The sequence below is a fragment of the Nonomuraea basaltis genome (genome assembly GCF_005893125.1).
Lineage (GTDB): Bacteria > Actinomycetota > Actinomycetes > Streptosporangiales > Streptosporangiaceae > Nonomuraea > Nonomuraea basaltis.
On sequence record NZ_VCJS01000003.1, the window covers coordinates 1 to 25,651 of the forward strand.

At 68.4% G+C, this 25,651-nt stretch carries 21 protein-coding genes; 7 read left to right on the top strand and 14 right to left on the bottom strand.

The genetic code is table 11. The annotated features are described in order from the left end of the window. Positions 1 to 503: 503 nt before the first annotated feature. The 3 genes from EJK15_RS01610 to EJK15_RS01620 all read right to left on the bottom strand — a co-directional run bounded on the left by EJK15_RS01610 (position 504) and on the right by EJK15_RS01620 (position 4,810). Positions 504 to 1,556, bottom strand: coding sequence for a threonine aldolase family protein (locus tag EJK15_RS01610; protein ID WP_138708545.1), 1,053 nt, complete (start codon positions 1,554 to 1,556; stop codon positions 504 to 506). A 445-nt stretch (positions 1,557 to 2,001) separates the two neighbouring features. After that, positions 2,002 to 2,958, bottom strand: a complete 957-nt coding sequence (locus EJK15_RS01615; RefSeq protein WP_138708546.1) for a D-alanine--D-alanine ligase family protein — start codon at positions 2,956 to 2,958, stop codon at positions 2,002 to 2,004. 526 nt (positions 2,959 to 3,484) lie between these two features. Further along, on the bottom strand, positions 3,485 to 4,810 hold the full coding sequence (locus EJK15_RS01620) for an aminotransferase-like domain-containing protein (RefSeq protein ID WP_171074045.1): 1,326 nt from the start codon (positions 4,808 to 4,810) through the stop codon (positions 3,485 to 3,487). 175 nt (positions 4,811 to 4,985) lie between these two features. Here EJK15_RS01620 and EJK15_RS01625 point away from each other — a divergent pair, with 175 nt between their 5' ends. After that, positions 4,986 to 5,603, top strand: a complete 618-nt coding sequence (locus EJK15_RS01625) for a GNAT family N-acetyltransferase (RefSeq protein ID WP_138708547.1) — start codon at positions 4,986 to 4,988, stop codon at positions 5,601 to 5,603. 194 nt (positions 5,604 to 5,797) lie between these two features. On the opposite strand, the gene trxA is transcribed toward EJK15_RS01625, so the two are convergent. From trxA to EJK15_RS01665, 8 genes are all read right to left on the bottom strand, one after another. Continuing rightward, positions 5,798 to 6,112, bottom strand: coding sequence for a thioredoxin (gene trxA / locus EJK15_RS01630; RefSeq protein ID WP_138708548.1), 315 nt, complete (start codon positions 6,110 to 6,112; stop codon positions 5,798 to 5,800). Between the two features lie 10 nt (positions 6,113 to 6,122). Then, positions 6,123 to 7,055 (bottom strand): thioredoxin-disulfide reductase, encoded by a 933-nt coding sequence (gene trxB, locus EJK15_RS01635; RefSeq protein ID WP_138708549.1) that lies wholly within the window; start codon positions 7,053 to 7,055, stop codon positions 6,123 to 6,125. Between the two features lie 164 nt (positions 7,056 to 7,219). Continuing rightward, on the bottom strand, positions 7,220 to 8,134 hold the full coding sequence (locus tag EJK15_RS01640) for an anti-sigma factor family protein (protein WP_138708550.1): 915 nt from the start codon (positions 8,132 to 8,134) through the stop codon (positions 7,220 to 7,222). Next, positions 8,124 to 8,759, bottom strand: a complete 636-nt coding sequence (sigM, locus tag EJK15_RS01645; RefSeq protein ID WP_138708551.1) for an RNA polymerase sigma factor SigM — start codon at positions 8,757 to 8,759, stop codon at positions 8,124 to 8,126. Before sigM ends, EJK15_RS01640 begins: the two co-directional genes overlap by 11 nt. A 15-nt stretch (positions 8,760 to 8,774) precedes the next feature. Further along, entirely contained in the window at positions 8,775 to 10,283 is a 1,509-nt protein-coding gene (locus EJK15_RS01650; protein ID WP_138708552.1) for a protein kinase family protein, read from the bottom strand. 150 nt (positions 10,284 to 10,433) lie between these two features. Next, complete coding sequence (murJ, locus tag EJK15_RS01655; RefSeq protein ID WP_240776703.1) at positions 10,434 to 12,041, bottom strand: murein biosynthesis integral membrane protein MurJ; 1,608 nt, start codon at positions 12,039 to 12,041, stop codon at positions 10,434 to 10,436. Then, positions 12,038 to 14,146: a DUF6049 family protein gene (locus EJK15_RS01660; RefSeq protein ID WP_138708553.1), complete on the bottom strand. Its 2,109-nt coding sequence runs from the start codon at positions 14,144 to 14,146 to the stop codon at positions 12,038 to 12,040. Before EJK15_RS01660 ends, murJ begins: the two co-directional genes overlap by 4 nt. 50 nt (positions 14,147 to 14,196) lie before the next feature. Continuing rightward, positions 14,197 to 14,745, bottom strand: coding sequence for an aminoacyl-tRNA deacylase (locus EJK15_RS01665; protein ID WP_338089838.1), 549 nt, complete (start codon positions 14,743 to 14,745; stop codon positions 14,197 to 14,199). Positions 14,746 to 14,877: 132 nt separating this feature from the next. On the opposite strand from EJK15_RS01665, the gene EJK15_RS01670 reads away from it, so the two are divergent. Further along, positions 14,878 to 16,278 (top strand): CCA tRNA nucleotidyltransferase, encoded by a 1,401-nt coding sequence (locus EJK15_RS01670; protein ID WP_138708672.1) that lies wholly within the window; start codon positions 14,878 to 14,880, stop codon positions 16,276 to 16,278. On the opposite strand, the gene EJK15_RS01675 is transcribed toward EJK15_RS01670, so the two are convergent. Next, positions 16,258 to 17,544: an MFS transporter gene (locus EJK15_RS01675; protein ID WP_138708555.1), complete on the bottom strand. Its 1,287-nt coding sequence runs from the start codon at positions 17,542 to 17,544 to the stop codon at positions 16,258 to 16,260. The two genes, EJK15_RS01670 and EJK15_RS01675, sit on opposite strands and share 21 nt — an antisense overlap. Before the next feature lie 106 nt (positions 17,545 to 17,650). Here EJK15_RS01675 and idi point away from each other — a divergent pair, with 106 nt between their 5' ends. Beyond that, a complete protein-coding gene (gene idi / locus EJK15_RS01680; RefSeq protein WP_138708556.1) occupies positions 17,651 to 18,235 on the top strand; it encodes an isopentenyl-diphosphate Delta-isomerase in 585 nt (194 codons plus the stop codon). A gap of 62 nt (positions 18,236 to 18,297) precedes the next feature. Here idi and EJK15_RS01685 read toward each other — a convergent pair whose 3' ends face one another. Together EJK15_RS01685 and EJK15_RS01690 are read right to left on the bottom strand one after the other, a co-directional pair. Next, complete coding sequence (locus EJK15_RS01685) at positions 18,298 to 19,377, bottom strand: inositol-3-phosphate synthase (RefSeq protein WP_138708557.1); 1,080 nt, start codon at positions 19,375 to 19,377, stop codon at positions 18,298 to 18,300. 13 nt (positions 19,378 to 19,390) lie between these two features. Then, positions 19,391 to 19,975 (bottom strand): PadR family transcriptional regulator, encoded by a 585-nt coding sequence (locus EJK15_RS01690; protein ID WP_138708558.1) that lies wholly within the window; start codon positions 19,973 to 19,975, stop codon positions 19,391 to 19,393. Positions 19,976 to 20,109: 134 nt separating this feature from the next. Here EJK15_RS01690 and EJK15_RS01695 point away from each other — a divergent pair, with 134 nt between their 5' ends. From EJK15_RS01695 to EJK15_RS01710, 4 genes are all read left to right on the top strand, one after another. Further along, positions 20,110 to 20,496, top strand: coding sequence for a DUF5318 family protein (locus tag EJK15_RS01695; protein ID WP_138708559.1), 387 nt, complete (start codon positions 20,110 to 20,112; stop codon positions 20,494 to 20,496). Between the two features lie 349 nt (positions 20,497 to 20,845). Beyond that, a complete protein-coding gene (locus EJK15_RS01700; protein WP_171074046.1) occupies positions 20,846 to 23,209 on the top strand; it encodes a transglycosylase domain-containing protein in 2,364 nt (787 codons plus the stop codon). Beyond that, on the top strand, positions 23,206 to 24,528 hold the full coding sequence (locus EJK15_RS01705; protein WP_240776706.1) for a glycosyltransferase family 87 protein: 1,323 nt from the start codon (positions 23,206 to 23,208) through the stop codon (positions 24,526 to 24,528). The genes EJK15_RS01700 and EJK15_RS01705 overlap by 4 nt, the downstream gene beginning before the upstream one ends. Next, a complete protein-coding gene (locus EJK15_RS01710) occupies positions 24,525 to 25,589 on the top strand; it encodes a mannosyltransferase family protein (protein ID WP_138708561.1) in 1,065 nt (354 codons plus the stop codon). Before EJK15_RS01705 ends, EJK15_RS01710 begins: the two co-directional genes overlap by 4 nt. Positions 25,590 to 25,651 lie beyond the last annotated feature (62 nt).

The window sequence follows — 25,651 nt, forward strand, 5'->3', positions numbered from 1 at the left end:
GCCCGGCCCGCCACGCCCGGCCCGCCACGACCGGCCCGCCACGACCGGCCCGCCACGACCGGCCCGCCACGACCGGCCCGCCACGACCGGCCCGCCACGACCGGCCCGCCACGACCGGCCCGCCATGACCGGCCCGCCACGCTGCCAGGCGACGTGTGGCGCCGCGTTCGTCAGGCGTCCTATCGCCGCTGTGCCGCTGTGCCGCTGTGCCGCTGTGCCGGTGCTCGTGTGCCCGCGGGGCTGCCGGGCCCATCGGGCTGGACTGCGGACCGCGGTGGCTGCTTGGCCAGCTGATGTTTCACGTGAAACGAGCGGCCGGTCTACGTGCCCGCGCCCGGGTCTGTGTCGTGTGGGACTGCGCCTCGACGAGACCTCACGGTTTCACGTGAAACATGAGAGCGGTGAGCACGCTCTCATGAAGGGCGAGGTGGCTTGGTGGGCGGGTGAAGGCTGTTACGCGATGCGATGTGTTTCACGTGAAACCGGAGGAGGCGCGCGTGGGTCTACGCGGTGGCAGCGGCCTTGCGGATGTCGTCGAGGAAGTCGTCTACGTGTTCAGGTGTCGTGTCGAAGGCGGTCATCCAACGGACAATGCCTGCCGCCTCGTCCCAGTGGTGGAACAGGTAGCGGCGTCGGAGGGTCTCCGCGACGATCGGTGGGAGGGTGGCGAAGACGGCGTTGGACTGGACCGGCTGGGTCAGGGAGATGCCGGGGACGTCCGTGATGCCATCCGCCAGGCGCACCGCCATCTGGTTGGCGTGTGCCGCGTTGCGGCGCCACAGGTCGTCCATGAGGAGGGCGGAAAGCTGCGCCGAGATGAAGCGCATCTTCGACGCGAGCTGAAGGGACTGTCGCCGGAGGAAGGGAACGGCGTCGGTCAGAGAAGGATCGAGGACCACCACGGCCTCCGCGGCGAGGGCGCCGTTCTTGGTGCCGCCGAAGCTGAACACGTCGACCCCGGCGTCCGTCGTGATTGCCTTCAAGCCGCAGCCGAAGTAGGCGGCGGCGTTGGCCAGTCTGGCGCCGTCCATGTGGAGGCGCAGACCCGCCGCGTGCGCCGACTCCGCAAGGGCGGCGATCTCGTCGGGGGAGTAGCACGTGCCGAGTTCCGTGGCCTGCGAGATGGAGACGACCGTCGGCTGCGATTCGTGCGGGTTGCCGAGGCCGTCCAGGCGGGCCTCGATGTCGGCCGGACGGAGCTTGCCGTGCTCGGTAGAGACCATCATCAGCTTCACGCCGAGCAGGCGCTCGGCTGCTCCGGCTTCATGGGTGGCGATGTGGGCGCTGTTGGCGCAGATGATGGCGTCGTAGCGGCCGAGCATGAGCGCTAGGCCGACCATGTTCGCGCCCGCTCCGTTGAGCACCGCGAAGCCCTCCGCGCCCGCACCGAACACCTCCTTGATCTTGTCCTCGAAGGCTGCGGTCCAGCTGTCGTCTCCGTAGGCGGGCGCGTCTCCATGGTTCGCCGCCACTATGGCTTCGAGGATGGTCGGATGCACGCCAGCGTGGTTGTCGCTGGCGAAACTCTTGGGGTACGTCGTCGAATCGATCAGCACACCGTAAGGCTACGACCACCGCTTCGGCAGGCATCCGGGTCCCGTCGGGTGGGCTGGATATGGCTTCTTGATCGGGAGGGGTTTCCGTGTCGCGTTCCGGGTGCCCGACGCCGTCGCGCCCCGGGCTAGGTCCTCGTCTAGTGGCACTGTCTCCGGCGACTCCTTGTCGAGGAGCCGGAGACAGTGCCGCCGGATGGGAAGCGGCTCACCATGACCACTCGCCCGCCCGGAGTGGGCGTCGGGTTGCTGGATGTGGAGTCGCCACGGGGGCGCAGGGATCGTGGAGCCCGCTGCGAGGGCTCTGCGACGGCAGACGACCGCCACCGAAATCCGCAGCGGCGGCCTGTCTCCCATGGGCGACAGGTTCTGTCGTGGCAGCGGTGGACGCGCGAGTGTGATGGCGCCGGCGGGCGAGCGGGAAGGGCGGTATCCCGAAGCGTGATGGTCAGGTGCGGGGGCGGGCGGCGGCGTTCTGGAGGAGGGTGCGGCAGAGGTCGCCCAGATCCTGGCCGGCTGCTTCGGCGGCCATGGGCAGGAGCGAGGTCTCCGTCATTCCGGGGGCCACGTTGACCTCAAGGAAATGGGGGACACCCTCGGCGTCGACGATCAAATCTGTACGCGAGATGTCGCGCAGGCCGAGAGCGGTGTGTGCGGTCACCGCGGTTTCGGCGCACGCCGCAGCCGCCGGGGCGGGCAGGCGGGCCGGGGCGAAGAACTCGGTGTGCCCGGCCGTGTAACGGGCCGCGTAGTCGTACACACCCTCGTCGGGAACGATCTCCACGGCCGGCAGTGCCACCGGGCCGTTGCCGAGATCCACCACCGAGACCGCCACCTCTACGCCTTCGACGTAACGCTCGATCAGCGCGGTGTCGCCGTAGGCGAAGCAGCCGACCATGGCGGCGGGAAGCTCCTCCGCCGTGCGTACGATCGACGCGCCCAATGCGGAGCCGCCCCGGGCCGGCTTCACGAACAGGGGCAGGCCGAGCCGCTCCACGATGCGGCCCAGCACCACCGTGGCGCCGAGGTCGTGGAACGTTTCCTTCGGCAGGGTGACCGACTCCGGTGTACACAGGCCGACGGAGCGGACGACCGCCTTGGCGGTGGGCTTGTCGAAGGCCACCCGGCAGGCGTCGGGGTCGGCACCGACGTACGGCACGTTGAGGAGCTCCAGGACGGAGCGGATGGCGCCGTCCTCGCCCGCGCCGCCGTGCAGGGTCACGAACACCGCGTCCGGCGGGTCGGCGAGGATGGAGGGCACGAGGGAGGCATCGGTGTCCCGAGTCTCCACGTCGATGCCCGCCGCGCGCAGCACCTCGGTGACTCGGCGACCCGAGCGCAGAGACACCTCCCGCTCATAGGAGAGGCCTCCGGCCAGCACCAGCACGTGGCCCAGATCGCTCATCACATCTCCTCCGCTGATCGCACGCTGTCCAACCGTACCGGCGTCGGGGGTGAATGGTGTACGTGAGGTGCTTTCTCCCGCGATTCTGCCCGGGCGAGGGCGCCGCCATCGCGTTCACGTAGCCATTCCTACCTTCCAGACAACCTTCCCGGCGAGATCGACTGACTCCTCCGGACGATGCCACGGGGATGGCATCGGCCATGTACGACTCGCCGTCCTTCCACGGCGGAAGCGACCCCAGACGACGACGGCGCCTGGATCGTGATGGCGAGCGCGTTGTGGTGCTGGGGCATTACGTGGCGGCAGAGACGGCGGCCATGGTCGCGGCGCACATGGTGACGGCGCTTGCACGGTGGCGGTGGTTGCCGGACGGATCGTTGCAGTGTGCAAGCGCCAGCAGGTGCACAGGACGCAAGGCGGTGGGGTGCCCGGTGACGGGCATGGGCCGGCGTCACCCAGGGGAGCCGGGCGACCGAAGTAACCCGGGCCACCCCGCAAGGCGACGCCGGCCTGCGGGCTGAGGCCGCTAAGCCAGGTCCGGTCCAGGGGTGTCCACGCCGTTGTGCTCGCGTACCGAGCTCGTGCCGAAGGTGTCCCGCAGCTGCATCTCCTGGTCGATCACCCCGGCGAGCCGCCGCACCCCCTCCCGGATGCGATCCGGCTCGGGGAAGCAGTAGGACAGGCGCATGTGACGAGCACCGCTGCCGTCGGAGAAGAACCCGGTCCCCGGTACGAACGCCACCCGTTCGGCCACCGCTCGCGGCAGGATGGCCTTCGAGTCGAGTCCCTCAGGAAGGGTCGCCCAGACGAAGAAGCCTCCACCTGGGCGGGTCCACGTGACCTCGGGCGGCATCAGGGCGTCGAGGGCGTCCACGAGCGCGTCGCGGCGTTCGCGGTAGAGCTCCTTGAACGTCTTGATCTGCTCCTGCCACGGCTGCGTGGCCAGGTATTGGCCCACGGCCAGCTGTGTGAACGAGGAGTGCGACAGCACGGCCGATTCCATGGCGAGCACGAGCTTGTCGCGGATGGCGTGCGGGGCCAGCGCCCAGCCGACGCGGAAACCGGGAGCGAGCGTCTTGGAGAACGACCCCAGATAGACCACACCGTCGGGATTGTCGGCCCGGAGGGCGCGCATGGGCTCCCCGTCGAAGCCGAGCAGCCCGTACGGGTTGTCCTCGATGACCAGGACTCCGGCTCGCTGGCAGATGTCGAGCACCTGTTGCCGGCGGGCGATGTTCAGCGTGACGCCGGCGGGGTTCTGGAAGGTCGGGATCGTGTAGAGGAACTTGATGGGCGCTCCGGCCGTCTCCAGCGCGTAGATGGTCTGGGCCAGCGATTCGGGCACGATGCCCTGATCGTCCATGGCGATGTGGACCACTTTGGCCTGGTAGGCGGCGAATGTACCCAGAGCCCCCACGTACGAGGGACCCTCGGCGAGCACCACGTCGCCCGGGTCGATGAAGATGCGGGTGATCAGGTCGAGCGCCTGCTGCGAACCGACGGTGACGACCACGTCGTCCGCCCCGGCGTAGATTCCCTCCAGCCGCATGACTTCGCAGATCTGCTCGCGCAGGTGCGGGTCACCCTGGCCGGAACCGTACTGCAGCGCGACGGGGCCACGCTTGGTGACGAGGTCGGAGACCAGCTCGCCGACCATGTCGAGGGGAAGGGCCGTGACGTACGGCATGCCGCCCGCGAGCGAGACCACCTCGGGCCTCGACGCGACGGCGAAAAGAGCTCGAATCTCGGAGGCGACCATCCCGGCAGCTCGCGCGGCGTACCGATCGACGTAGGCGTCGATGCGCGACCCTTGGGTCGCGGGTGTCTGACCGTGATCCAGCTCTCCTGTCACGGCCCACCTCCTAGGTTCATATCGGGCGGAAATACCAGATTACGCCAGACGGACATGTCGCACGTGACCGGGCTCGACCGTCGTGGTGTCCGCTGACGTCTTCTTCACTGAGCTACCATGCCACCTGTGGACGCGGTTTTCGCGCGCTTTTCCGGGTCAACGATAGGGGCGGTAGTTGTCGCGCCGACTGGTCAACATAACCCTGGACAATCTTGAAGATCTGCCGCGCCGCTGCCGGCGGTGCGTGTTCTGGGAGCTCGATCCCGTCAGCGGGGAGCGCGCGGTGGAGTCGGGCGACCCTGGGCTGGAGAAGGAGGCCTGGATCTCCGCCACGCTGCTGGAATGGGGGAGCTGCGGGAAAATCGTCTATGTGGACGGCGTGCCGGCCGGGTTCGTGCTCTACAGCCCGCCGCTTTACAGCCCGCGTTCGGTGGCCTTCCCCACCTCGCCGGTCAGCGCCGACGCCGTGTTGCTGATGACGGCCCACATCATTCCGGAGTTCTCGGGTGGCGGGCTGGGGCGAATGCTGATCCAGGGTGTGGCCAAAGACCTGACGCGGCGCGGTGTGAAGGCCATTGAAGCTTTTGGCGACCTCAAGTGGGAAGAGCCGCGTTGCGTAGTTCCTGCGGACTACTTGCTTTCTGTGGGGTTTAAGACGGTTCGTCCGCATTTGCGATTCCCGAGGCTACGGCTGGAACTCAAGACCGCCGTCTCGTGGCGTGAGGACGTCGAGGTGGCGTTGGAGCGGCTCCTGGGATCCATGAGCCCGGAACGGGCCCTACGTCCCGTCTGAGAGCGAATGAGAGCGGCTCAGAGCGACTCAGGGCTCCCTGAACCTCCTGAGGTCCGTCCGTGGAAGCCCTCCTGGCGAAGAAGGACCCGGCAAGGTTTCCCGCATGCGGAAGCCCCCCGCGAGAATCACGGGGGGCTCTGCCGGGCGAAGCGCACCGCAAGCGGCGAACTAGATAGCGCGCCGCAAGAGGCGAACTAAATGATGCCCTCGAGCTCGCGCAGCAGCATGGCCTTCGGCTTGGCGCCGATGATCTGCTTCACGACCTCTCCACCCTTGTAGACGTTCAGCGTGGGGATCTGGAGCACGCCGTACTCACGAGGAACCTCGGGGTTCTCGTCGATGTTGAGCTTGACGATCTCAAGCTTGTCGCCGTACTCGTTGGCGATCTCCTGCAGGATGGGCGCGACCTGACGGCACGGGCCGCACCACTCGGCCCAGAAATCGACCAGCACGGGCTTGTCGCTCTTGAGGACGTCGGCGTCGAAAGTGGCGTCGGTGACAGCCTTCACGGTGCGCTCCTTACTTCTCGTTGTTGGCAAGCCAGCGCTCGGAGTCGAGCGAGGCCGCGCAGCCGGTGCCGGCCGCGGTGATGGCCTGGCGGTAGATGTGGTCGACGACGTCACCCGCGGCGAAGACGCCGTCGATGTTGGTCGCCGTGGTGGGGGCGGCCACCTTGACGTATCCGTCCTCGTCGAGGTCGATCTGCCCCTTGACCAGCTCGGTACGCGGATCGTGGCCGATGGCCAGGAACAGCGCGTCGGTGGCCAGCTCGCACTCCTCGCCGGTCTTGACGTTGCGCACCTTCACGGCCTCGACCTTGGTGTCGCCCAGCACGTCGACGACCTCGGAGTCCCAGACGAAACGGATCTTCTCGTTCGCGAACGCCCGCTCCTGCATGATCTTGCTGGCCCGCAGCGAGTCGCGACGGTGGACCACCGTGACCATGCGCCCGAACCGGGTCAGGAACGTGGCCTCCTCCATCGCGGTGTCGCCACCGCCGACGACCACGATGTCCTTGTTGCGGAAGAAGAAGCCGTCGCAGGTCGCACACCACGACACGCCGTGGCCGGACAGGCGCTTCTCGTTCTTCAGGCCGAGCTCGCGGTAACCGGAGCCCATGGCCAGAATGACGGACTTGGCGTAGTAAGTGTCGCTGTGCGTCTTGACGACCTTGGGGTTCGCCTCCAGGTCCACCTCGACGACGTCGTCGGCGAGCAGCTCGGCTCCGAACCGCTCGGCCTGTTTGCGCAGGTTGTCCATGAGGTCGGGCCCCATGATGCCGTCGGGGAACCCGGGGAAGTTCTCCACGTCGGTGGTGTTCATGAGAGCACCGCCCGCGGTCACGGAGCCCTCGAAGATCAGTGGCTTGAGCTCGGCGCGCGCGGAGTAGACGGCCGCGGTATAGCCAGCTGGGCCGGATCCAATAATGATCACGTTACGAACGTCGCTCAACGCTCTACGCCTTCCTCGTCTGCTGTTGCACCGGCGTCAACAGATCCTAGGCCGCTGTGATTCCCGGCCCTACCCACCCCGCCGCCTTATCTGCGCCGCGCAAGGCATCTGGGTCCGCGCAAAACGAAAGAGCCCGCCGAAGCGGGCTCTGACGTGGGCTTTGCCTACCAGCTGCCCAAGGTGGGCTTGCGCAGGTTCTTGCAGTTGAAGGGGTCCACGATATCGATGCGGATCTTCTTGGCCGGCTTGTTCTTCCAGGAGGCGACGATGAGCGCCTCCTGGCCGTTGTACTGTCCCTGGTCGGCCGCGAAGACGTCGAGCTTGCTCCGGGCAGCGACCTTGCTGATGCACTTGTCGGCCTGGTCGGCGCTGGAGTTGTCGCCGCCCACCAGCGCCTGGGCGAAGCCGAAGAACCCCTCCAGCGGCTGCCGCAGCTCGTTGGGGCTGTAGTTGTGGCCGCTGTCGGTCAGCGCGTACGCCCTGGCCTTCGGGTAGGTCTTGGACGGCTCGACGGACGGCAACGCCAGAGGCGGTGCGACGCTGGTGCCGCTTCCGCCGGAGGCGAGGAGATTCGTCGAGAGCACGGCCGTGCCCACCACGGCGGCGGCCGCCGCGGCCGCGACCGCGGGCAACGCCCATCGGCGCCGTCTAGCGGACCTGTGCCTGGCCGGGACGATGGTGCCGTCATCGGAGACCACTCCGAGGCGCACGGGCTCGGGGACGGCGTCCTCGGACGCGGCCCTCGCATGCGCGGGCTCAGGCACCTCGATGGGCCGCTCCCACGGGGCGTCCCGCATGAGCTCATCCCAGTCCGGTGTTTCCACGAGGCCGACACCTCCGCGCCGAGACCCCGCCTCGGCCGCCAGGGCCTTGTCGATGCGCAGTGCGACACCCATCGGCATGGCCGGTGTCGGAGTCGCCGCGAGCACCTCGCGAACCGCCGCCAGATCGGCCAGTTGCTCCCCGCAGGGGTCGCAGACCGCGAGATGCTCGCGGACCTGGCGCGCCGTGGCGACGTCCAGGAGACCCTCGGCCAGCTCGGCCAGGGTTTCCAGATGGTAGTGCGTATCACCCGTCACGAAGTTCTGCTCCCTTCGCGGATGAGACGCGATTGAGGTCCGTTCGGTTCCGCAGATGCGAAAGAATTGGGGCAAGTTTCGCGCGGCCCCGAGCGCACCGGCTCTTCACGGTGCCGCTGGGCACGTCGAGCACCTGAGCTGCGTCTTCGACCGAATATCCCATCATGTCGACGAGGACCAGCGCCGCACGCTGGTCGGCGGGTAGGAGTTTCAGAGCGGCCGAAACCTCCATCGAGACCTCACGCTCGACGGTCTGGTCAGGCAATGGGGTCTCACGCTCGGCGGCCTCGATGAGCTCGTCGTCGGCCACCGGCCTGACCGATTTACGGCGCATCCTGTCGAGGCAGGCGTTGACCACGATGCGGTGGAGCCACGTCGTGACGGCCGCCTCGCCGCGAAACGTGGCGGCTTTGCGGTATGCGGAGACGAAGGCGTCCTGCACGGCGTCGGCGGCCTCGTCAGGGTCACCGAGCGTACGCAGGGCGACCGCCCACATGCGGTCGCGGTGCCTCTTGACGATTTCACTGAAGGCGTGAGGATCCCCATTGATGTGCGCGGTCAGCAGCTCGGCGTCTGTGACCGCCGGCCGCTCCGCTGCTGAGGGTGTCTCGGGTGGGGAGTTCACAAGAGAGATTCCTGATTATGCCGATCCGGGAGAGTGCACCACTACTTCATAGATGGTGCCATGAAACTTGCCCGCATCCGCCGGAACACGCGTAAACCAGATCAAAACGTACTGACCGCTCGCCGGTTGATCAGGGGTCAGCGTGGTCTTGCCCGCCGCGTTCTTCTCGGTCGCCACCGTCTTCAGCGAGTCCAGATCGGGCGAGTCGCCCACCTTGAGCTCGACGGCCGCGCCTGGCGCATCCGACAGCGTAGCGGCCACGTCGCTGACCTGCACGGACTTGCCCATGTCGAGCAGCAGGCCAACCCCTTTCTTGAGGTTGCCCAGCTCGGCGCTGGTGTAGGCCTCGGTCTTCCACAGGGTGCTCGTTTTGCCGTCGATGGCCAGCGCGGCCATCTCCGACTTCTCGTCCTGGTCGCCGAGCGGGTCGAAACCCTGGGCCTTCTCCGGTTCGACGGCCTGGACGGGCGCCGACGCCGAGGTCGAGGCGCTGGGACTGGTGCTCTTGGCCTCGGGCTCGGTAGGGCTGCCCAGGCTGCGGCCGATCGTCCAGGCGCCGACGCCGACCGCGGCGATGACGAGCAGCACCACCAGCGTCATCAGCACCCTGTTGAGTGTGCTGCCGCCACTGGGCGGCCGCCGCGGCGGGGGCGGCGGCGGAGGGGCGGTGCGCTGCTGGCGGTGGGCGATGTCCAGGCCCTCGGTGTGCGAGGCGGAGGCCACCGCGGGCGTCGACGGATAGGAGATCGGGATCGGCATGGGCCTGGCAACGTCGGCCAGCGCCTCGGCGACCTCGGACGGAGTCGTCAACGGGCCCTGGCCCCGGCGCGACTCGGGCAGGCACGCCCGCACCGTCACCGTGTCGAGGTAGCCGGGCACCCCGGCGGTGACCTGGCGGGGCGTGCAGAACTGGCCGTCGGTCATGGGGGCGGCGGGCAGCCCGCCCTCCTCCTCATCGCCGGGCCAGTGACCGGTCAGCCCGGCGTAGAGCAGCCGGCCCAGCCCTTCGGCGTCATCGAGCGCCGGCTGGTCGGTGGTCAGGCCGTACATCGCCGCGTCGACGGCGACGCCGAGCACCTTGACCGTGTTTCCGGTCGTCCACACCAGGTGGGCGGGACGCAGGCAGAGGTGGTAGAGCTGCGACTCATGGGCGTGCCTGAGCGCCTCGGCGGCCTCGGCCACCAGCCCGGCCGCGCGCTCGGGCTCCAGCGGGCCGGAGGCGAGCAGGTCGGTCAGCGTCTCGCCGGTGACCCACTCGCTGACGACGTAGGCCGTCTTGTCGTCCTCGGCGGCGTCGAACACCTGGGTCAGGCGCGGGTCGGTGAGCCTGCTCGCGGCGCGGGCGGCCGTGACCACCTCGTGGACGCGCGGAAAGTCCGGCTCGAAGGTGTGCACGGCCACCGGGCGGGCCAGGATCTCGTCGATGGCCTTCCACAGTGTCGCGCCGTCGGACTCGCTGACGCGGTCCTCGAGCCGGAAACGCTCGGCAAGACGGGTGCCGGGTTCGACGGCCGACGTGCTCACAGGCTCACTCCGCTTGGCCGATCGGGCGTGTTCATGACTCGACTCACCTGCGTGGTGTCCCACGAAGGCACGTTATGCCGGGTGGATCCGCCCACGCCCCTCCTGCTTCCATTCGCGCGTGTCGGGACTCCATCGTAGTGCCGAGTTTCTTTACCGACCTACCCGTCTCGCGACCATCCCAACGATCGAGTTGACCTCCGGTATGCGCATTCTGTGAGCCACACCGAGGTACATCAGCAGGCCAAGGCCCCCGCCGATGGCCAGAACAATCAGCGAGTTGACGAAATCGAGCCCGCCGAACACCTGCGTGACCGCCCACACCGAGGCCAGTGCCAGCACGGCCGTGGGCAGCGACGCGAGGTACATCCTGGTCAGGGCCATGCCGATGGTCCACCCGCCGAGCCCTCGGACCCGGCGGCTGGCCAGCCACCAGGCCGTGACCGCGCCGAGCCCGTACGCGATGGCGTACGCGAGCGCCAGCCCCATCACCGCGTAACGAGGCGGCAGCAGCGCGTAGAACAGGACCATCAGCCCTGCGTTGACCGCGGTCGTGCCCGCGCCGACGAAGACCGGCGTCCGGGTGTCGCCGAAACTGTAGAAAACCCGCAGCAGCAGCTGGAACACCGCGAACGGCACCAGCGCCAGCCCGTAGACCTGCAGCACGTTGCCGATGTAGACGGCGTCGGAGACGCTGTTGGCCCCGTGACCGTAAATGGGCACGGTGATCGCCGGGCCGAGCACCATGAGCAGCAGCGACACCGGCACCATGAGCGAGCAGATGAGCCGCACGCTTGACCCGAACTCACCGCGTACGTCGGCGAACCGGCCCTCCCCGACGGCCCGGCTCATCCGCGGCAGCATGGCCGTGATCACCGAGACGCCGATGACGCCGTACGGCAGCTGGAAAAGCTGGAACGCCAACGTGTACGGGCTGATGCCGTGCCCCGCCACCACGTCGCCCGCCCTGGCGGACAGGTTGGTGGTCAACAGGAAGCCGAGCTGGGTGACGATCACGTAGCCGATCGTCCAGACACCGGCCTTGGCCATCTCGCCCAGCCGGGCGTTGCGCAGGTCGAAGCGGGGCACGAACGAGAACCCGACCCGCTTGAGCGCGACGATCAGAATGGCGGCCTGGGCCACGATGCCGGCCGTGGTGCCCAGGCCGAGCAGCGCCATCTCGCCGTCGCTGATCCGCTCGATGTCGTCGCCCGCCGAGCTCACCACGGCGTAGAGCACGAACACGCAGATGACCACGAGGTTGTTGACCACCGGCGCCCACATGGGAGCGCCGTAGCGGTCGCGTGTGTTGAGTATGGCGCCCGCCACCGCGCCCACGCCGAAGAAGGCCAGCTGCGGCAGGATGAAACGGGCCAGCGTGACCCCGACCTCGTATTTCGGGTTGCCGGGGGCCCAGCCGGTGTAGAGCTCGATGAGCAGCGGCGCGGCGAAAACGGCCACCACCGCGACGCCCACGAGCACGACCGTGGCCAGCGTCAGCAGCCGCTGCTCGTAGGCACGCCCGCCGTCGGGGTCTTGCTGCTGGGCCCGGATGATCATCGGCACGATGACGCTGCTGAGCACGCCCAGGAGCAGCAGGTCGAGGATGCTGTACGGGATCGCGTAGGCCGCGTTGTAGGAGTCGCCCAGCGCCTGCGTGCCGATGGCGTACGCGAGCACCATGGTCCGCACGAACCCGGTGACCCGGGACACCATCGTGCCCGCCGCCATGACGGCGCTGGCCCGCAGCATGCGGCTCATACGGTCTCACTCTCCCGGTTCTTGGCGGCCCGCGCGACCTTCCGCTCCGACCTGCGCCGCACGATCCGCGTCACCACGGCGGCCAGCATCACGGTGAGCGCCGCCCCGACGATCACCAGGGCGATGCCGGTGTAGCCGGTGGTGCGGATGGTCAGCCGCTGCGGCTTGCCGTACGCCTTGCCGTCGGCGGTCCTGAGCTGGACCGTCACCGTGGCGTCGCCGCTGATGCCAGGGGTGGCGATCATCGGCACCTGGACCGTGCCGCTCTGGCCGGCGCCGATGGTCAGCGGCTCTTCCTGCGGGAACTTGACCTGCAGCAGTTTGGGGTTGTTCGACTTGACGTCGATGTAGAGCGCGATGGGGGCGCCCAGCGAGTTCTTCACGCTGATGGGCACCACTCCGTCGCTGCCGGCCAGCGTACGGGGCCGGTCGGGCCCCGCCCCGGTGATCTCGACCCGGTCGATCCGCTCCGTGACGGCCGCGTCCACCAGCTTGGTCACCGATCGGCCCGTGCGCGTGCTGTTGCGCCAGGCCGAGGAGGTCAGCCTGAGCACCGCCGCGTCGAAGCTCGACTGCGTCTTCGTCGTCGTGATCAGGGCGGTCAGCTGCGCCTTCGACGCGGCGTCCTTGACCGGCGCCAGGTATTTCTCGCTCAGCTCTTCCTTGCGGACCTGGTCGGTGTAGGTCAGTCCGGCCCGCGGGACCGACGCCCTGCCCCGCTTGATCGACTCGAGCGTGGTCAGCTCCAGCCACGGCAGCCGGTTTGCGGTCTTCAGCAGGCCGTTGACGAGCGTCGGGTTGGGGTCCCACCGCCGGGACGGGGCGACCACCAGCGACCTGGGCCGGGTCTGGCCGGGCTCTGCGGCGATCATCGCGGTCTCGGCGATGAAGCGCTGCGTGCTGAGCAGCAGGGACGTGGAGGTGGCCGGCTCGAACAGGCGGCTCAGCTCGGCGTCCGCGACCAGCGCGGTGACCGGCCCGTTCACCGAGTCGAGCGTGGCGGCGGCGTCGGGCGTGAACGTGACGGGCGGCTGCGGCGGCAGGTTGGTGGAGTTGAGCAGAACCGTGTCGACCTTGGTGTCGGCGACCGAGAGCAGGTCGAGCGCGTCAGGGTCGAGCAGGCCCGCGGGCGGCCAGTTGACGGTGGTCTTCACGTCGCGGTTGAGCAGCGCCTTGGCCTTCTGCTGGCTCAGCTGGATGGCCCGGTTGGGCAGGGCGTCCAGCCCCTGGTGTGCCAGCGCGGCCACGTCGGGGTCGGCGTACGGGACCGCGACCACGGGAGAGGCGGCCAGCGCGGTGCGCATGGTCGTCAGCCACTGCCCGGCCTCGGCGTTGGCCGGTTTCTCCTGTGCGCCGTCCTTGGTCTTGACGGTGTACTTGCCGGACATCGTGTTGACGTCGTCGAGCAGCGCGGGATCGACGAGCCACGTGACGGACTTGGGCGCGGCCTGGGCGATGCGGGCCAGGTCGGCCAGGCGGCCCTTGCCGGTGATCGACTGGCTCAGCTTGTCGTCCACGAACACGGCGTCGTCGGTCGCCCGGTGCGGCTGGTCGATGACGGGCAGCGCGACGGCCAGCTTGTTGAGCGGCGGCTTCGGCTCCGTGGACGGCGCGTAGGTGAGGTAGGTCCGCTGCGCCGCCAGCGAGACCCTGTATTGCGACACGTCCACCGCGATCGGGTAGACGCCGAACGTCCGCATCCCCATCTGGATGGGCGTCGCGGTGAACTCCCAGGACGCCTGGTCCCCCGGGGCGAGCGGCTGGAGGTCCATGGCCGAGGAGTCCGAGGGGGTCTGCGGGAGCGTCGCGGGGTTCTGGTCGGTCTGGTAGGCGGCCATCAACGCGCGGTCGGTGAACTTCTGCTGCGTGTAGCGCAGCCGCACGCGCAGGCCGGTCTGCGGCGCGCCGGTGTCGTTGCGCACCGTCCCGGTGAATTTGATCACGTCGGTCATGCTCTTCGGCACGTCCGGCGAGATCGAGGAGATCGTGACGGTGAACGGTAGCCTGCTCGCTTTCGCGGCAGCCGGATCCGGCGTCGCCGCCACCACCGTGGGGGCGAGCAACGCGGCGGACAGCACGGCGAGCAGCGTGGCCTTACGGATCACGCGGTTGTCCGAGCTGGAGTACGACGACGCACGCCCGACATCGTACGGGTTCAGTGCCGCCGCGCGACCGCCTCACGTGATCCTTTCGGCCGTGGGCCGCGGAGGTCGACCATCTTGCCTGGCAGGAGTGTCAGCAGGTCGAGCGCGCGAATGGACAGGGCTGTGTGCCGTTCGCCGGTGGCGGTGAAGACCGGCTCGGTGTCCATCGACACCCGGTCGTCGATGAGCATCGGCAGCGACTCGGGCAGCAGCAGCGGGCAGACCAGCCCGTCGGCGTAGTCGCTCGCCGCGTTGACGACGCGCGCCGGAGCGGGTCGCACCTGGCGCGCGCCGAGCAGTCCACCGACGGCCCCTGGGCGCGGGGGAGCCGCCACGGGAGAGACGACCGCGATGACGGCCTCGCGGCCGATCCTGGTGGCGACTTCGAACACCGTGACCATCAGGCACCTTTCCGGCGCCCGCGAGAGCGTCTCCGGGAGTTCTTCCGCGCAAGTCATGGGACGCGGAAGGCGTACGATCTCATGATGGACTTGGTGTGCGAGGAGCCAGCGGTGGATCGCGAGGGCGTCCTTCATATATGCCTCCTTGCCTCGTGCCATGGCCCCCGACGGTCCCTTGACCGAAGGTAACCCGGACCTGGTGTGGCTCGGGGGATATGTTCCGGAAGTTCAAGACGAAGGACCCGACCCGGTTTGTCCGACTCAACTTTGACCGAAAGCCAGCGGCGGGCCATGACCGGCCTGTTCCGCAAGATCGCTCCGGTGGCCGACGAGCTCGGCCGCCTCTTCGTCGCGCGAGGGCATGAGCTGGCCCTCGTCGGCGGTCCTGTGCGCGACCTCCTGCTCGGCCGCATCGGCAACGACCTCGACCTGACCACCGACGCCCGCCCCGAGCGGGTGCTGGAGATCGTCAGAGACTGGGCCGACTCCGTGTGGACGATCGGCATCGACTTCGGCACGGTAGGCCTGCGTAAGGGCAGCTGGCTGATCGAGATCACGACGTACCGGAGCGAGTCGTACGACCCCAAGTCGCGCAAGCCCGAGGTCATGTACGGCGAGACGCTGGAGGCCGACCTGGAGCGGCGCGACTTCGCGGTCAACGCGATGGCGGTACGCCTGCCCGAGCACGAGTTCGCCGACCCGTACGGCGGGCTTGAGGACCTGGCCGCCAAGCGGCTGCGGACCCCGAGCACGCCCGAGCAGTCGTTCGGCGACGATCCGCTGCGCATGTTGCGGGCCGCCAGGTTCGCCTCGCAGCTCGGCTTCTCCGTGGACGTGCGGGCCGTGGCGGCCATGTCCGCGATGGCCGAGCGCATCGAGATCGTCTCCGCCGAGCGCATCCGCGATGAGCTCGACAAGCTCATCTGCGGCACCTACCCGCGCGAGGGGCTGCGACTCCTGGTCGAGACGGGGCTGGCCGCGCACGTCCTGCCCGAGCTGCCCAAACTCCGCCTGGAAATCGACGAGCACCACCGGCACAAGGACGTCTACGACCACACGCTGACGGTGCTCGAGCAGGCAATCGCGCAGGAGGAGGACGGCAAGCCGGACCGGATCCTGCGCTGGGCGGCGATCATGCACGACATCGGCAAGCCGAAGACGCGCCGCCACGAACAGGGCGGGCGGGTGTCGTTCCACCACCACGAGGTGGTCGGCGCCCAGCTGACGAAGAAGCGGATGGCCGAGCTGAAGTTCCCCAAGGACGTGGTGTCCGACGTCGCGCGGCTGGTCGAGCTGCACCTGCGCTTCCACGGCTACGGCACGGGGGAGTGGACCGACAGCGCCGTGCGCCGCTACGTGCGCGACGCCGGCCACCTGCTGGACCGGCTGCACAAGCTGACCAGGGCCGACTGCACCACGCGCAACAAGCGCAAGGCGGCCGCGCTGTCGCGGACCTACGACCACCTTGAGGAGCGCATCGCCAGGCTCGCCGACGAGGAGGAGCTGGCCAAGATCCGGCCCGAGCTCGACGGCAACGAGATCCAGCGCGTCCTCGGCATCGGGCCCGGGCCGGTGGTGGGGCGGGCGTACAAGTTCCTGCTCGAGCTCAGGCTCGACAAGGGCATGATCGGCAAGGAGGCGGCCACCGAGGCGCTGCTGGAGTGGGCCAGGTCAGACGACGCGGGCGCGTGACGACGTCGTGATCGCCCGGTAGGCCAGCGCCGCCGCGGGGTAGCCGACCGCGATGATCGCGACGGCCAGGTAGGACTTGCCGTTCGCGGGCAGGATCGCCGCAGACAGGGCTGCGGCGAGGACGTACATGACATTGAAGAGCATGTCGTAGATCGAGAACGCCCGGCCCAGGTAGATGTCCTCCACGTCGCGCTGGACCGTGGTGTCGGCACAGATCTTGACGCTCTGCCCCGCCACGCCCAGCACGAACCCGGCGACCGGCAGCCCCCACTCCTGGAACGGCAGCACCAGCGCCGCCGCCAGCACGCCGGCCGCGGACAGCGCCATGGGCACCCAGCGCTCGATGGTGAAGCGCTCGGTCGCGTACGGGGTGATGATCACGGCCAGGAGGTAGCCGACGCCGGAGGTGGCGATGACCAGGCTGACCCCTTCCAGCGCCGCGTCGGCGTCGCCGTTGTAGAAGTAGTAGCGGTAGAGGATGATGCCGAGCGCGGTGGCCATGCCGTAGAAGAAACGGTGCGCGGCCATCGCGCCCAGGGTGGCGGCGGCGACGCGGTGGCTCCCCAGGTGCTTGGCGCCGTCCACGAGGCCGACCACCACGTTGCGCACGGCCTGGCTCGCCTGCGGCCTGTCGGGGTTGTACGAGGGGCCGAGCAACTGGCGGTCCATCGTCCGCGCGACCAACGCGCTCAGCCCGAACACCACGCCAGAGGTGGCCAGGAGCAGTGCCACGCCGAAGTCGTCGCCCCCGAACAGTTTGCGCAGCAGGACCCCCGCGCCCACGCCCACGAACGTGACCACGGTGCCCGACGTGGGCGTGACGGCGTTGGCCGCCATGAGTCGCTCCGGGGGCACGACGTGCGGCAGCGACGCGCTGAGCGCGGACAGGAAGAACCTGTTGACCGCGAGCACGCTCAGCGCCGCCGCGTAGAACGCGGGGTCGGGCACGTCGGCGGCGACCAGCCCCGCGGTGACCAGCAGCAGCCCGCCGCGCACGAGAGGCGCGATCATCAGGATCTGCCGGCGCGACCAGCGGTCGATGAACACGCCGACGAAGGGCCCGAGCACGCTGTACGGCAACAGCAGCACGGCCAGTCCGGCGGCGACTTGGAGGGCGGTCGTCTTGCTCTCGGGACTGAAGAAGGCGAATCCGGCGACGCCGAACTGGAAGATCCCGTCGGAGAACTGGGAGACCAGGCGCGTGCTGAACAGCCGCCTGAAGTCCCTGCCTCGCAGGACCACGCGGAGATCGGCGACAAATGACACGCCGCCAGCCTAGCCAAGCGGTAGCCCTCTAGGATGCGCGAGAGGCTGGCGCAGCAGGTGGGTCATGGGTTCCGAGCGGTCGTCATGATCACGTACGCTTCATAGCGTGACCACTGAGGAACACGTTGTGCTGGTCGATCGTGACGGCCATGCGCTCGGCACCGCACCCAAGACGTCGGTGCACGGCCGTGAGACGCCCCTCCATCTGGCGTTCTCCAGCTATGTCTTCGATCACGAAGGCCGCGTGCTGCTCACCAGACGGGCGGACCACAAGATCACTTGGCCGGGAGTGTGGACCAACAGCTGCTGCGGCCACCCGCTGCCGGGGGAGGCGCCGGACCGGGCGGTCGTGCGGCGGCTGGCCTACGAGCTCGGGCTCGTCGTCGAGCATGCCGATCTGCTGCTGCCGACCTTCTCGTATCGCGCCGTCATGGCCAACGGCATCGTGGAGCACGAGCTCTGCCCGGTCTACCGCGTCACGGCCGACAATCCCGTCGTGCCCAACCCCGAGGAGGTGGGGGAGGTGCGGTGGATGCCGTGGAAGGAGTTCGCCGAGGGCGTCCAGAACGGGCTGCTGGCGATCTCGCCCTGGTGCAGGGAGCAGGTGCCGCTGCTGACGGAGCTCGGCTCCGACCCGCTGACCTGGCACCCGGCCTCTCCGGCCGCCCTGCCCCCGGCAGCCCGCCTCTAATCGGTGCGCGCCCGCGAAAGGCGCCGCACCCGAGCACGGGTGCGGCGCCATGGTTCAGGTGCTCAGCGCTCGACCTCGCCCCTGATGAACTTCTCGACGTAATCCCGGGCCTCGTCGTCGGAGAACTGCTTGGGCGGCGACTTCATGAAGTACGAGGACGCCGACAGGATCGGCCCGCCGATGCCCCGGTCCAGGGCGATCTTGGCGGCCCGGACCGCGTCGATGATGATGCCCGCCGAGTTCGGCGAGTCCCACACCTCGAGCTTGTACTCCAGGTTGAGCGGCGTGTCGCCGAACGAGCGGCCCTCGAGCCGCACGTACGCCCACTTGCGGTCGTCGAGCCACGGCACGTGGTCCGACGGGCCGATGTGGACGTCGGCCTTGCCCATCTCGTGCGGGATCTGCGAGGTGACCGACTGCGTCTTCGAGATCTTCTTCGACTGGAGCCGGGTGCGCTCCAGCATGTTCATGAAGTCCATGTTGCCGCCGAAGTTGAGCTGGTACGTGCGCAGCAGCTCCACCCCGCGGTCCTCGAACAGCTTGGCCAGCACGCGATGCGTGATCGTGGCGCCGACCTGCGACTTGATGTCGTCGCCGACGATCGGCACCCCGGCGTCGGTGAACTTCTGCGCCCACACCGGGTCGGATGCGATGAAGACCGGAAGCGCGTTCACGAACGCCACCTTGGCGTCCAAGGCGCACTGCGCGTAGAAGCGGTCAGCCTCCTCCGAACCCACCGGCAAATATGAGACCAGGACGTCGACCTGGTTGTCACGGAGCACCTGGACCACATCGACGGGTGCCTCGTCGGACTCGTCGATGATCTCCCGATAGAACTCGCCCAGGCCGTCGAAGGTATGGCCTCGCTGGACGGTCACCCCCGTGGGCGGCACATCCGTGATCTTGATCGTGTTGTTCTCGCTGGCGACGATCGCCTCAGACAGATCGCGGCCGACCTTCTTGGCGTCCACGTCGAACGCCGCGACGACCTCGACGTCGCCGACGTGGTAGTCGCCGAACTTCACGTGCATCAGGCCCGGTACCCGTGTGTCCGGGTCGGCGTCCTTGTAGTAGTGAACGCCCTGGACCAGCGACGACGCGCAGTTGCCGACACCGACAATGGCCACGCGAACCGAACCCATCGCACTCGCTCCCTTACTCATCAGTTGACGTGGTATCTCTTTCGGGCCCTTCCGAGGCCCGACGCTCCGTTGCGATCAGCTCGTTCAGCCAGCGCACCTCGCGCTCGACCGATTCGAGCCCATGACGCTGCAGCTCGAGCGTGTAGCTGTCGAGCCGCTCCCTGGTGCGCGCCAGCGCCGTCCGCACGGCGTCGAGCCGCTCCTCGAGCCGGCTACGGCGGCCTTCGAGTATGCGCAGCCGTACCTCGGCCTCGGTGTGCCGGAAGAACGCGAAGTGCACACCGAAGCTCTCGTCCTCCCAGGCCGAGGGCCCTGCCTGCGTCAACATCTCCTGCAGGCGTTCCTTCCCCTCGGCGGTCAGCTTGTAAACGATCTTCGATCTGCCGCCGACGATCGTGGTGGGAGCGGGTTGCTCCTCCGCGATGAGGCCCTGCGCCAGAAGCGATCGCAGACAGGGGTACAGCGACCCGTAGGAGAACGCACGGAACATCCCCAGCAGGGCGTTGAGCCGTTTGCGCAGCTCGTAGCCGTGTAGCGGCGTTTCATGCAGCGACCCGAGCACGGCCAGTTCCAGGACCCTGCCCTGTCCGCCGGCCATGGGAACCGCCCCCCTCTCGCGTCGATGTATCGAGTCGATACATCCTGAGGATACGTCGGTTCGCTATATCGCTGCAATCTGTGGATTTCCCAAGGCGTTGGGATGATCCGGTAAAACGCCGTAGTCTGGCGCTCATGTGGTCACAGCGAAGGGTGGTGGATTACGGCCTCGCGAAAAAGGCGGTGGTCCGCTCTCTGCGTACCGGGCGCACCCCGCGCGGCGACGTGTGTGACGCACAGCCTTACCTCCTTCGCGCGGCGCGCCACTTCGGCGAGCCGACCGAACGCCTCTGCCCGGTCTGCGAGAGGGAGAACGTCACCAATGTGACCTATGTCTACGGGGATTCACTCGGACGGCATGCCGGACAGGCAAAGGTCGCAACGGAGCTCGCCACTATGGCTCATGATTACGATGAGTTCCGGGTGTACGTCGTCGAGGTCTGCCAAGGTTGTTCCTGGAACCACCTGACGGTTTCGTACATCCTCGGGAACGGACCACCTGACCTCTTCGGCCAAGCGTGAAGACCGAGGGCGGCGAGGAGCCTCACGCCCGACCGCCGTTTCTGTTCCGACGACGATGCGAGGACGTGTGAGTAACAGCATGAATGAGGGGACGGCACGCCCGGGAAGGCGCCGTCGCTCCAGTTCATCCCGTTCTGTGCCCCAAGGTTCTCCGCCCCAAACCGGCGAAACGCCCCGGGGTGCGGCTTCGCCGGAGCGTCGTGCGGAAGCCGCCTTCGAGCAGACGGGCGCCATGGCCGCGCAGCCGTACGAGGATCAGCCCGCTCCCCGGCGCGGGGCCCCTCCGGCCCAGCATGCCGAGCAGCCGCCGCCGCGCTCGCGCTCACGTGCCCGCCAGGACACGCACACGGTGAGTAACCAAGAGACCATGATCAGCGAGAGCCCGCGGCGCTCGCGCAGGCGGCAGAGCGGGCCGCCGGAGCCCCCCGGACCGCCGGGGCCGCCGGCCAAGAAGACCCGCGGTGGATGGCGCAGGTTCGTGCCGAGCTGGAAGATCGTCGTGGCCGGCTTCGTGGTGCTCTCGGCCGGCCTGTTTGGCATGATCATGGTCGCGTACGCCAACACCACGGTGCCCACCGTCACCCAGGGCGAGGCGATCGCGGAGCAGAGCACCATCTACTTCAGGGATGGCAAGACCCTCGCCAAGCTCGGGACGAAGCGGGAGATCGTCGAACTCGCGCAGATGGCCCAGAGCGTCAGGGACGCCACGATCGCCATCGAGAACAAGACGTTCTACGAGGACTCCGGCATCTCCATCCCGGGCATGGTCCGGTCGGTGTGGATGACCGCGACCGGGCAGCAGTTGCAGGGCGCCTCGACGATCACCCAGCAGATGGCCCGCAACTACTACGACGGCCTCAGCCAGGAAGTGTCGATCAAGCGTAAGGTCAACGAGATCTTCGTCGCGGTCAAGCTCGACGAGACGCTCACCAAGGACGAGATCCTCAAGCGCTACCTGAACACGGTCAACTTCGGCCGGGCCTATGGCGTGGAGGCCGCGGCGAAGGCCTACTTCGGCCCCAAGGTCACCGCCGCCAAGCTGACACCCGTGCAGAGCGCCTACCTCGCCGCGCGGATCCAGCAGCCGAACTGGGAGCCCGACGCGCCCGCGCTCAAGGACCGCTTCAAGACCGTCGTCCAGTACATGGCCGAGCAGTGGCCGGACAAGTACGCCCAGCTCCCGCAGACCGCGGAGTTCCCCAAGACGCGCAAGCTCGGTGACAACAACGAGATGGGCGGCCTCAAGGGCTACATGGTCAGAGCAGTGCTGAACGAGCTGGCAGAGCGCGGCCTGACCAGCGAGGCGATCGAGAGCGGCGGCTACGACATCACCTCCACCTTCGACAGAAAGCTCATGGAGGCCGCGAAGACCGCGGTGAAGAGCCAGATGGCGAGCATGTCGAACGAGTTCCACGCCGGTTTGGCCGCCGTGGACACCAGGAACGGCCGCGTCCTGGCGTTCTACGGCGGCGACGACTATCTCAAGGACCCCTGGAACGAGCCCTTCCAGTCCACGAAGCAGGCGGCGTCCGCGTTCAAGCCGTACGTGCTGGCCGCCTGGCTGCAGGCCGGATACTCGCTCAAGAGCTTCGTGCCGGGCAGCCAGACGGTTCCGAAAGAACTCCCCGGCCAGGCTCGGGGTGGCATCACGAACAGCCACAACGTCGGCGCGGCCGTCGACGTGGTCAAGGCGACGGCCCAGTCGGTCAACACCGCGTTCGCGTCGATGGCGTTCGCGCTGCCCAACCGGCTCGACGACGTGAAGAACCTCGTCAAAGCGGCAGGGTTCAACCCGAAGCGCATGGAGCAGGACGTCGACGAGCACCACTACCAGTTCGCCATCGGCAGCGCCCTGGTGACGCCGGTCGAGCAGGCCGCCGGCTACGCCATGTTCGCCAACGGCGGCAAGTACGTCCGCTACCACGTGGTTCAGTCCGTCGAGCTGAACAAGCAGGTCGCTTACCCCGAGTTGAAGACTCCCAAGTCGGTCATCGACCCGGGCGTCGCCGCCGATGCCACGGTCGCCATGCAGGAGGTCCTGCGGAGCGGCACCGCGGCGGGCAAGGGCCTGGGGGCCCGGCCGGCGGCCGGCAAGACCGGCACGAACAACGACGAGAAGGAAGCCTGGTTCGTCGGCTACACGTCGCAGATCTCCACCGCGGTCGGGTTCTATCGCGAGCAGTGCGTGACGAAGACGGGCAAGGTCGTCCAGCCCCGATACTCCAACTGCCCGTGGTACCGGGGCAAGGATCCGGCCAAGGAGAAGAAGTACACGCCGAACAATCCGTACACCACTTCCAAAGAGGTGTCCCTGGGCTTCGAGGGCGCCGGTCCGCCCACGCTGACCTGGCAGCGGTTCATGCTGGCCGCGCACGAGGGCAAGCCCATCGAGCAGTTCCCGGAGAAGGCCGAGGTCGGGCTGCCCGAGAACATCGTGCCAAGTCCGACGCCGACGCCGACGCCCAGCCAGAGCGACGACCCGTTCGGCGACGAGGAGAACCCGTTCGACGACGACCAGGGCGGCAACCAGGACTGCCTCGTCCCCCCGTGCGGTAACGGGCCCCCCGACGACAACGTCACGGTCGACGACGGCGGCAATGACCAGTTGTTCCCCGAGGGCGGCGACAACGGAGGACGCGGCGGCGGTGGCAGCGCGCCCGATCCGCGGCCCTCGGGGCAGGAGCCGAAGTCCACCAGACCTGAGGACCAGTGACGAGCACGGAGGTACGCGTCCCCATGATGGCGCGTGCCGTGCCGTTCCTCCCCCTTGGGCTGATCGCGGCCCTGGGGGCGACCCTCGCGTACGTGGTGCGGCTGCCGTGCCGGACCGGCGGCTGGAACGACCAGGTCACGACGTACACGAACTTCTGCTACACCGACATCTACCCGCTCTACTTCGACCGGCAGCTCGCCACCCAGAACCCCTACTTCGCCCAGGTGGGCTTCGACAAGCAGGTCGAATACCCGGTGGTGCTGGGCGAGGTCATGCAGGTGATCAGCTGGATCGCCCGGGCCCTGGAGATCGACCAGGTCGCGCAAGCGGTCAGGTTCTACGACCTGACGGTGGTCCTGCTCGGCATCTGCCTGGTGATCGGCGTGCTGCTGATGGCCGCGGTGGCCGGGCCGACGCGGCGGTGGGACGCGCTCTGGTACGCGATCTCACCGGCCGTGGTGCTGGCCGCGTACATCAACTGGGACCTGGTCGCGGGCGCGCTGTCGATGGGCATGCTGCTGGCCTGGGGGCGGCGCCGGCAGGTGCTCGCCGGGGTGCTGCTGGGGCTGGCGATCGCGACGAAGTTCTACCCGCTGATGTTCGTGGGCGCGTTGTTCCTGCTCACGTTGCGCACCTGGCGATGGCGGGCGTTCCTGGTCACGATGGGCTCGGCGGCGGGCGCGTGGATCTTGGTCAACGCGCCGTTCATGATCTTCGCATGGGAGGGTTGGCGCAGGTTCTACGTCTTCTCCCAGGAGCGCGGGGTCGACTGGGGCTCACCGTGGCTGTTCTTCCAGAACAAGGGCTGGCCCATCCTGGGCGAGGGCGACGTCAGCACGCTCGGCATGATGGCGCTGGCCCTGCTGTGCCTCGGCATCGCGGTGCTCACGCTGGCCGCGCCGCGGCGGCCCAGGCTGGCGCAGATCTGCTTCCTGGCGCTGGCCGCCTTCATGATGACGAACAAGGTGTGGTCGCCGCAGTTCGTCCTCTGGCTGGTGCCGTTCGCCGTGCTCGCCAGGCCCAACTGGAAACCGCTGGTGCTCTGGCAACTGGCCGAGGTCTGGTACTTCGTCGCCATCTGGCTCTACCTGCTCTCGCAGCCGCCGCTCGACCGGGACGACCTGGGCATCGGCGACGACACGTACTTCACCGCCGTCTGGGGACGCATCATCACGATCGGGATCATGATGGCGTTCGTCGTGCGGGACATCCTGCGTCCGGACAAGGACGTCGTGCGCCAGGCCGACATCGACGACCAGGGCGGCGGCGTCTTCGACGACGCGCCTGACCGGTTCAGGCTGGCGTCCGCCGTACGATGATCACCCGCTCGCCCGTCCGGGATGCGCTGCTGCTCTGGTTCGGCTCGCGGGCCGGCCTGCTGGTGACGACGTTACTCGGGGTGTCCCTGGGCGAGTACGCCGACAAGTGGCGCAAGTGGGACGCCGGGCTGTTCATCACGATCGCCCAGTACGGCTACGACGGCGAGCCCGGCAGGCCGGCGGACGAGGGACTTCCCGCGTTCTTCCCCGGCCTGCCCGCCGCGCTGCGGCTGGTGCACCTCGTGGTGCCCGACTGGTCGGCGGCCGGGCTGCTGATCTCGCTGGTCGCCGGCGCGGTCGCCATGGTGGCGCTGGCCAGGCTGGCCGAGATCGAGGGTGCGAACGGCTGGATGGCGGTGCTGGCGCTGCTGGCCTTCCCGATGGCGGTGTTCCTGGCGGCGGGCTACAGCGAGTCGCTCTTCCTGGCCTTCGCCATCCCCGCGTGGCTGGCCGCCAGGCAGGGGCGCTGGCCGCAGGCGGTGCTGCTGGCCGCGGGCGCGTCGTGCGTGCGGATCACCGGGCTGTTCCTCGCGGTCGCGCTCGTCGTGGAGTTCTTCACGGCCAAGGAGTCGCCGCGGCGGGCGGGGTGGCTGGTCGTGCCGTTCGCGCCGCTGGTGGCGTACTCGTATTACCACCACCTCAGGTCGGGGGATTGGCTGGCGTGGAAGCACGCGCAGGAGGCAGGCTGGGGGCGCGAGTTCGAGTGGCCGTGGGAGGCGTGGAAGACGACCTGGCACTCGGCCATGGGGACCGACGACTTCGCGGTGGCCTTCCGCATGGAGATCGCCGGGGCCGTGGTGGTCGTCGCGGCGCTGGTGTGGCTGCTCGTGCTGCGGAGGTGGAGCGAGCTCGTCTACACGGGAGCGCAGGCGGCGGCCCTGATGACGTCGGCGTACTACCTGTCGATCCCGCGCTCGCTGCTGCTGTGGTTCCCGCTGTGGGTGCTGGTCGCCAGGGTGGCGACCAGGAGAGCGTGGGTGATCGCGCTCTACGCCCTCGTCTCGGGGCCGCTCATGCTGGTCAACGCCGTCCGGTTCTTCAGTGGGGCGTGGGCGGGCTGAGGCCTATACCCGTTTCTTCGTCTCGGTAATCCAGGGAAGTTATCCACAGGCTGTGTGTATCG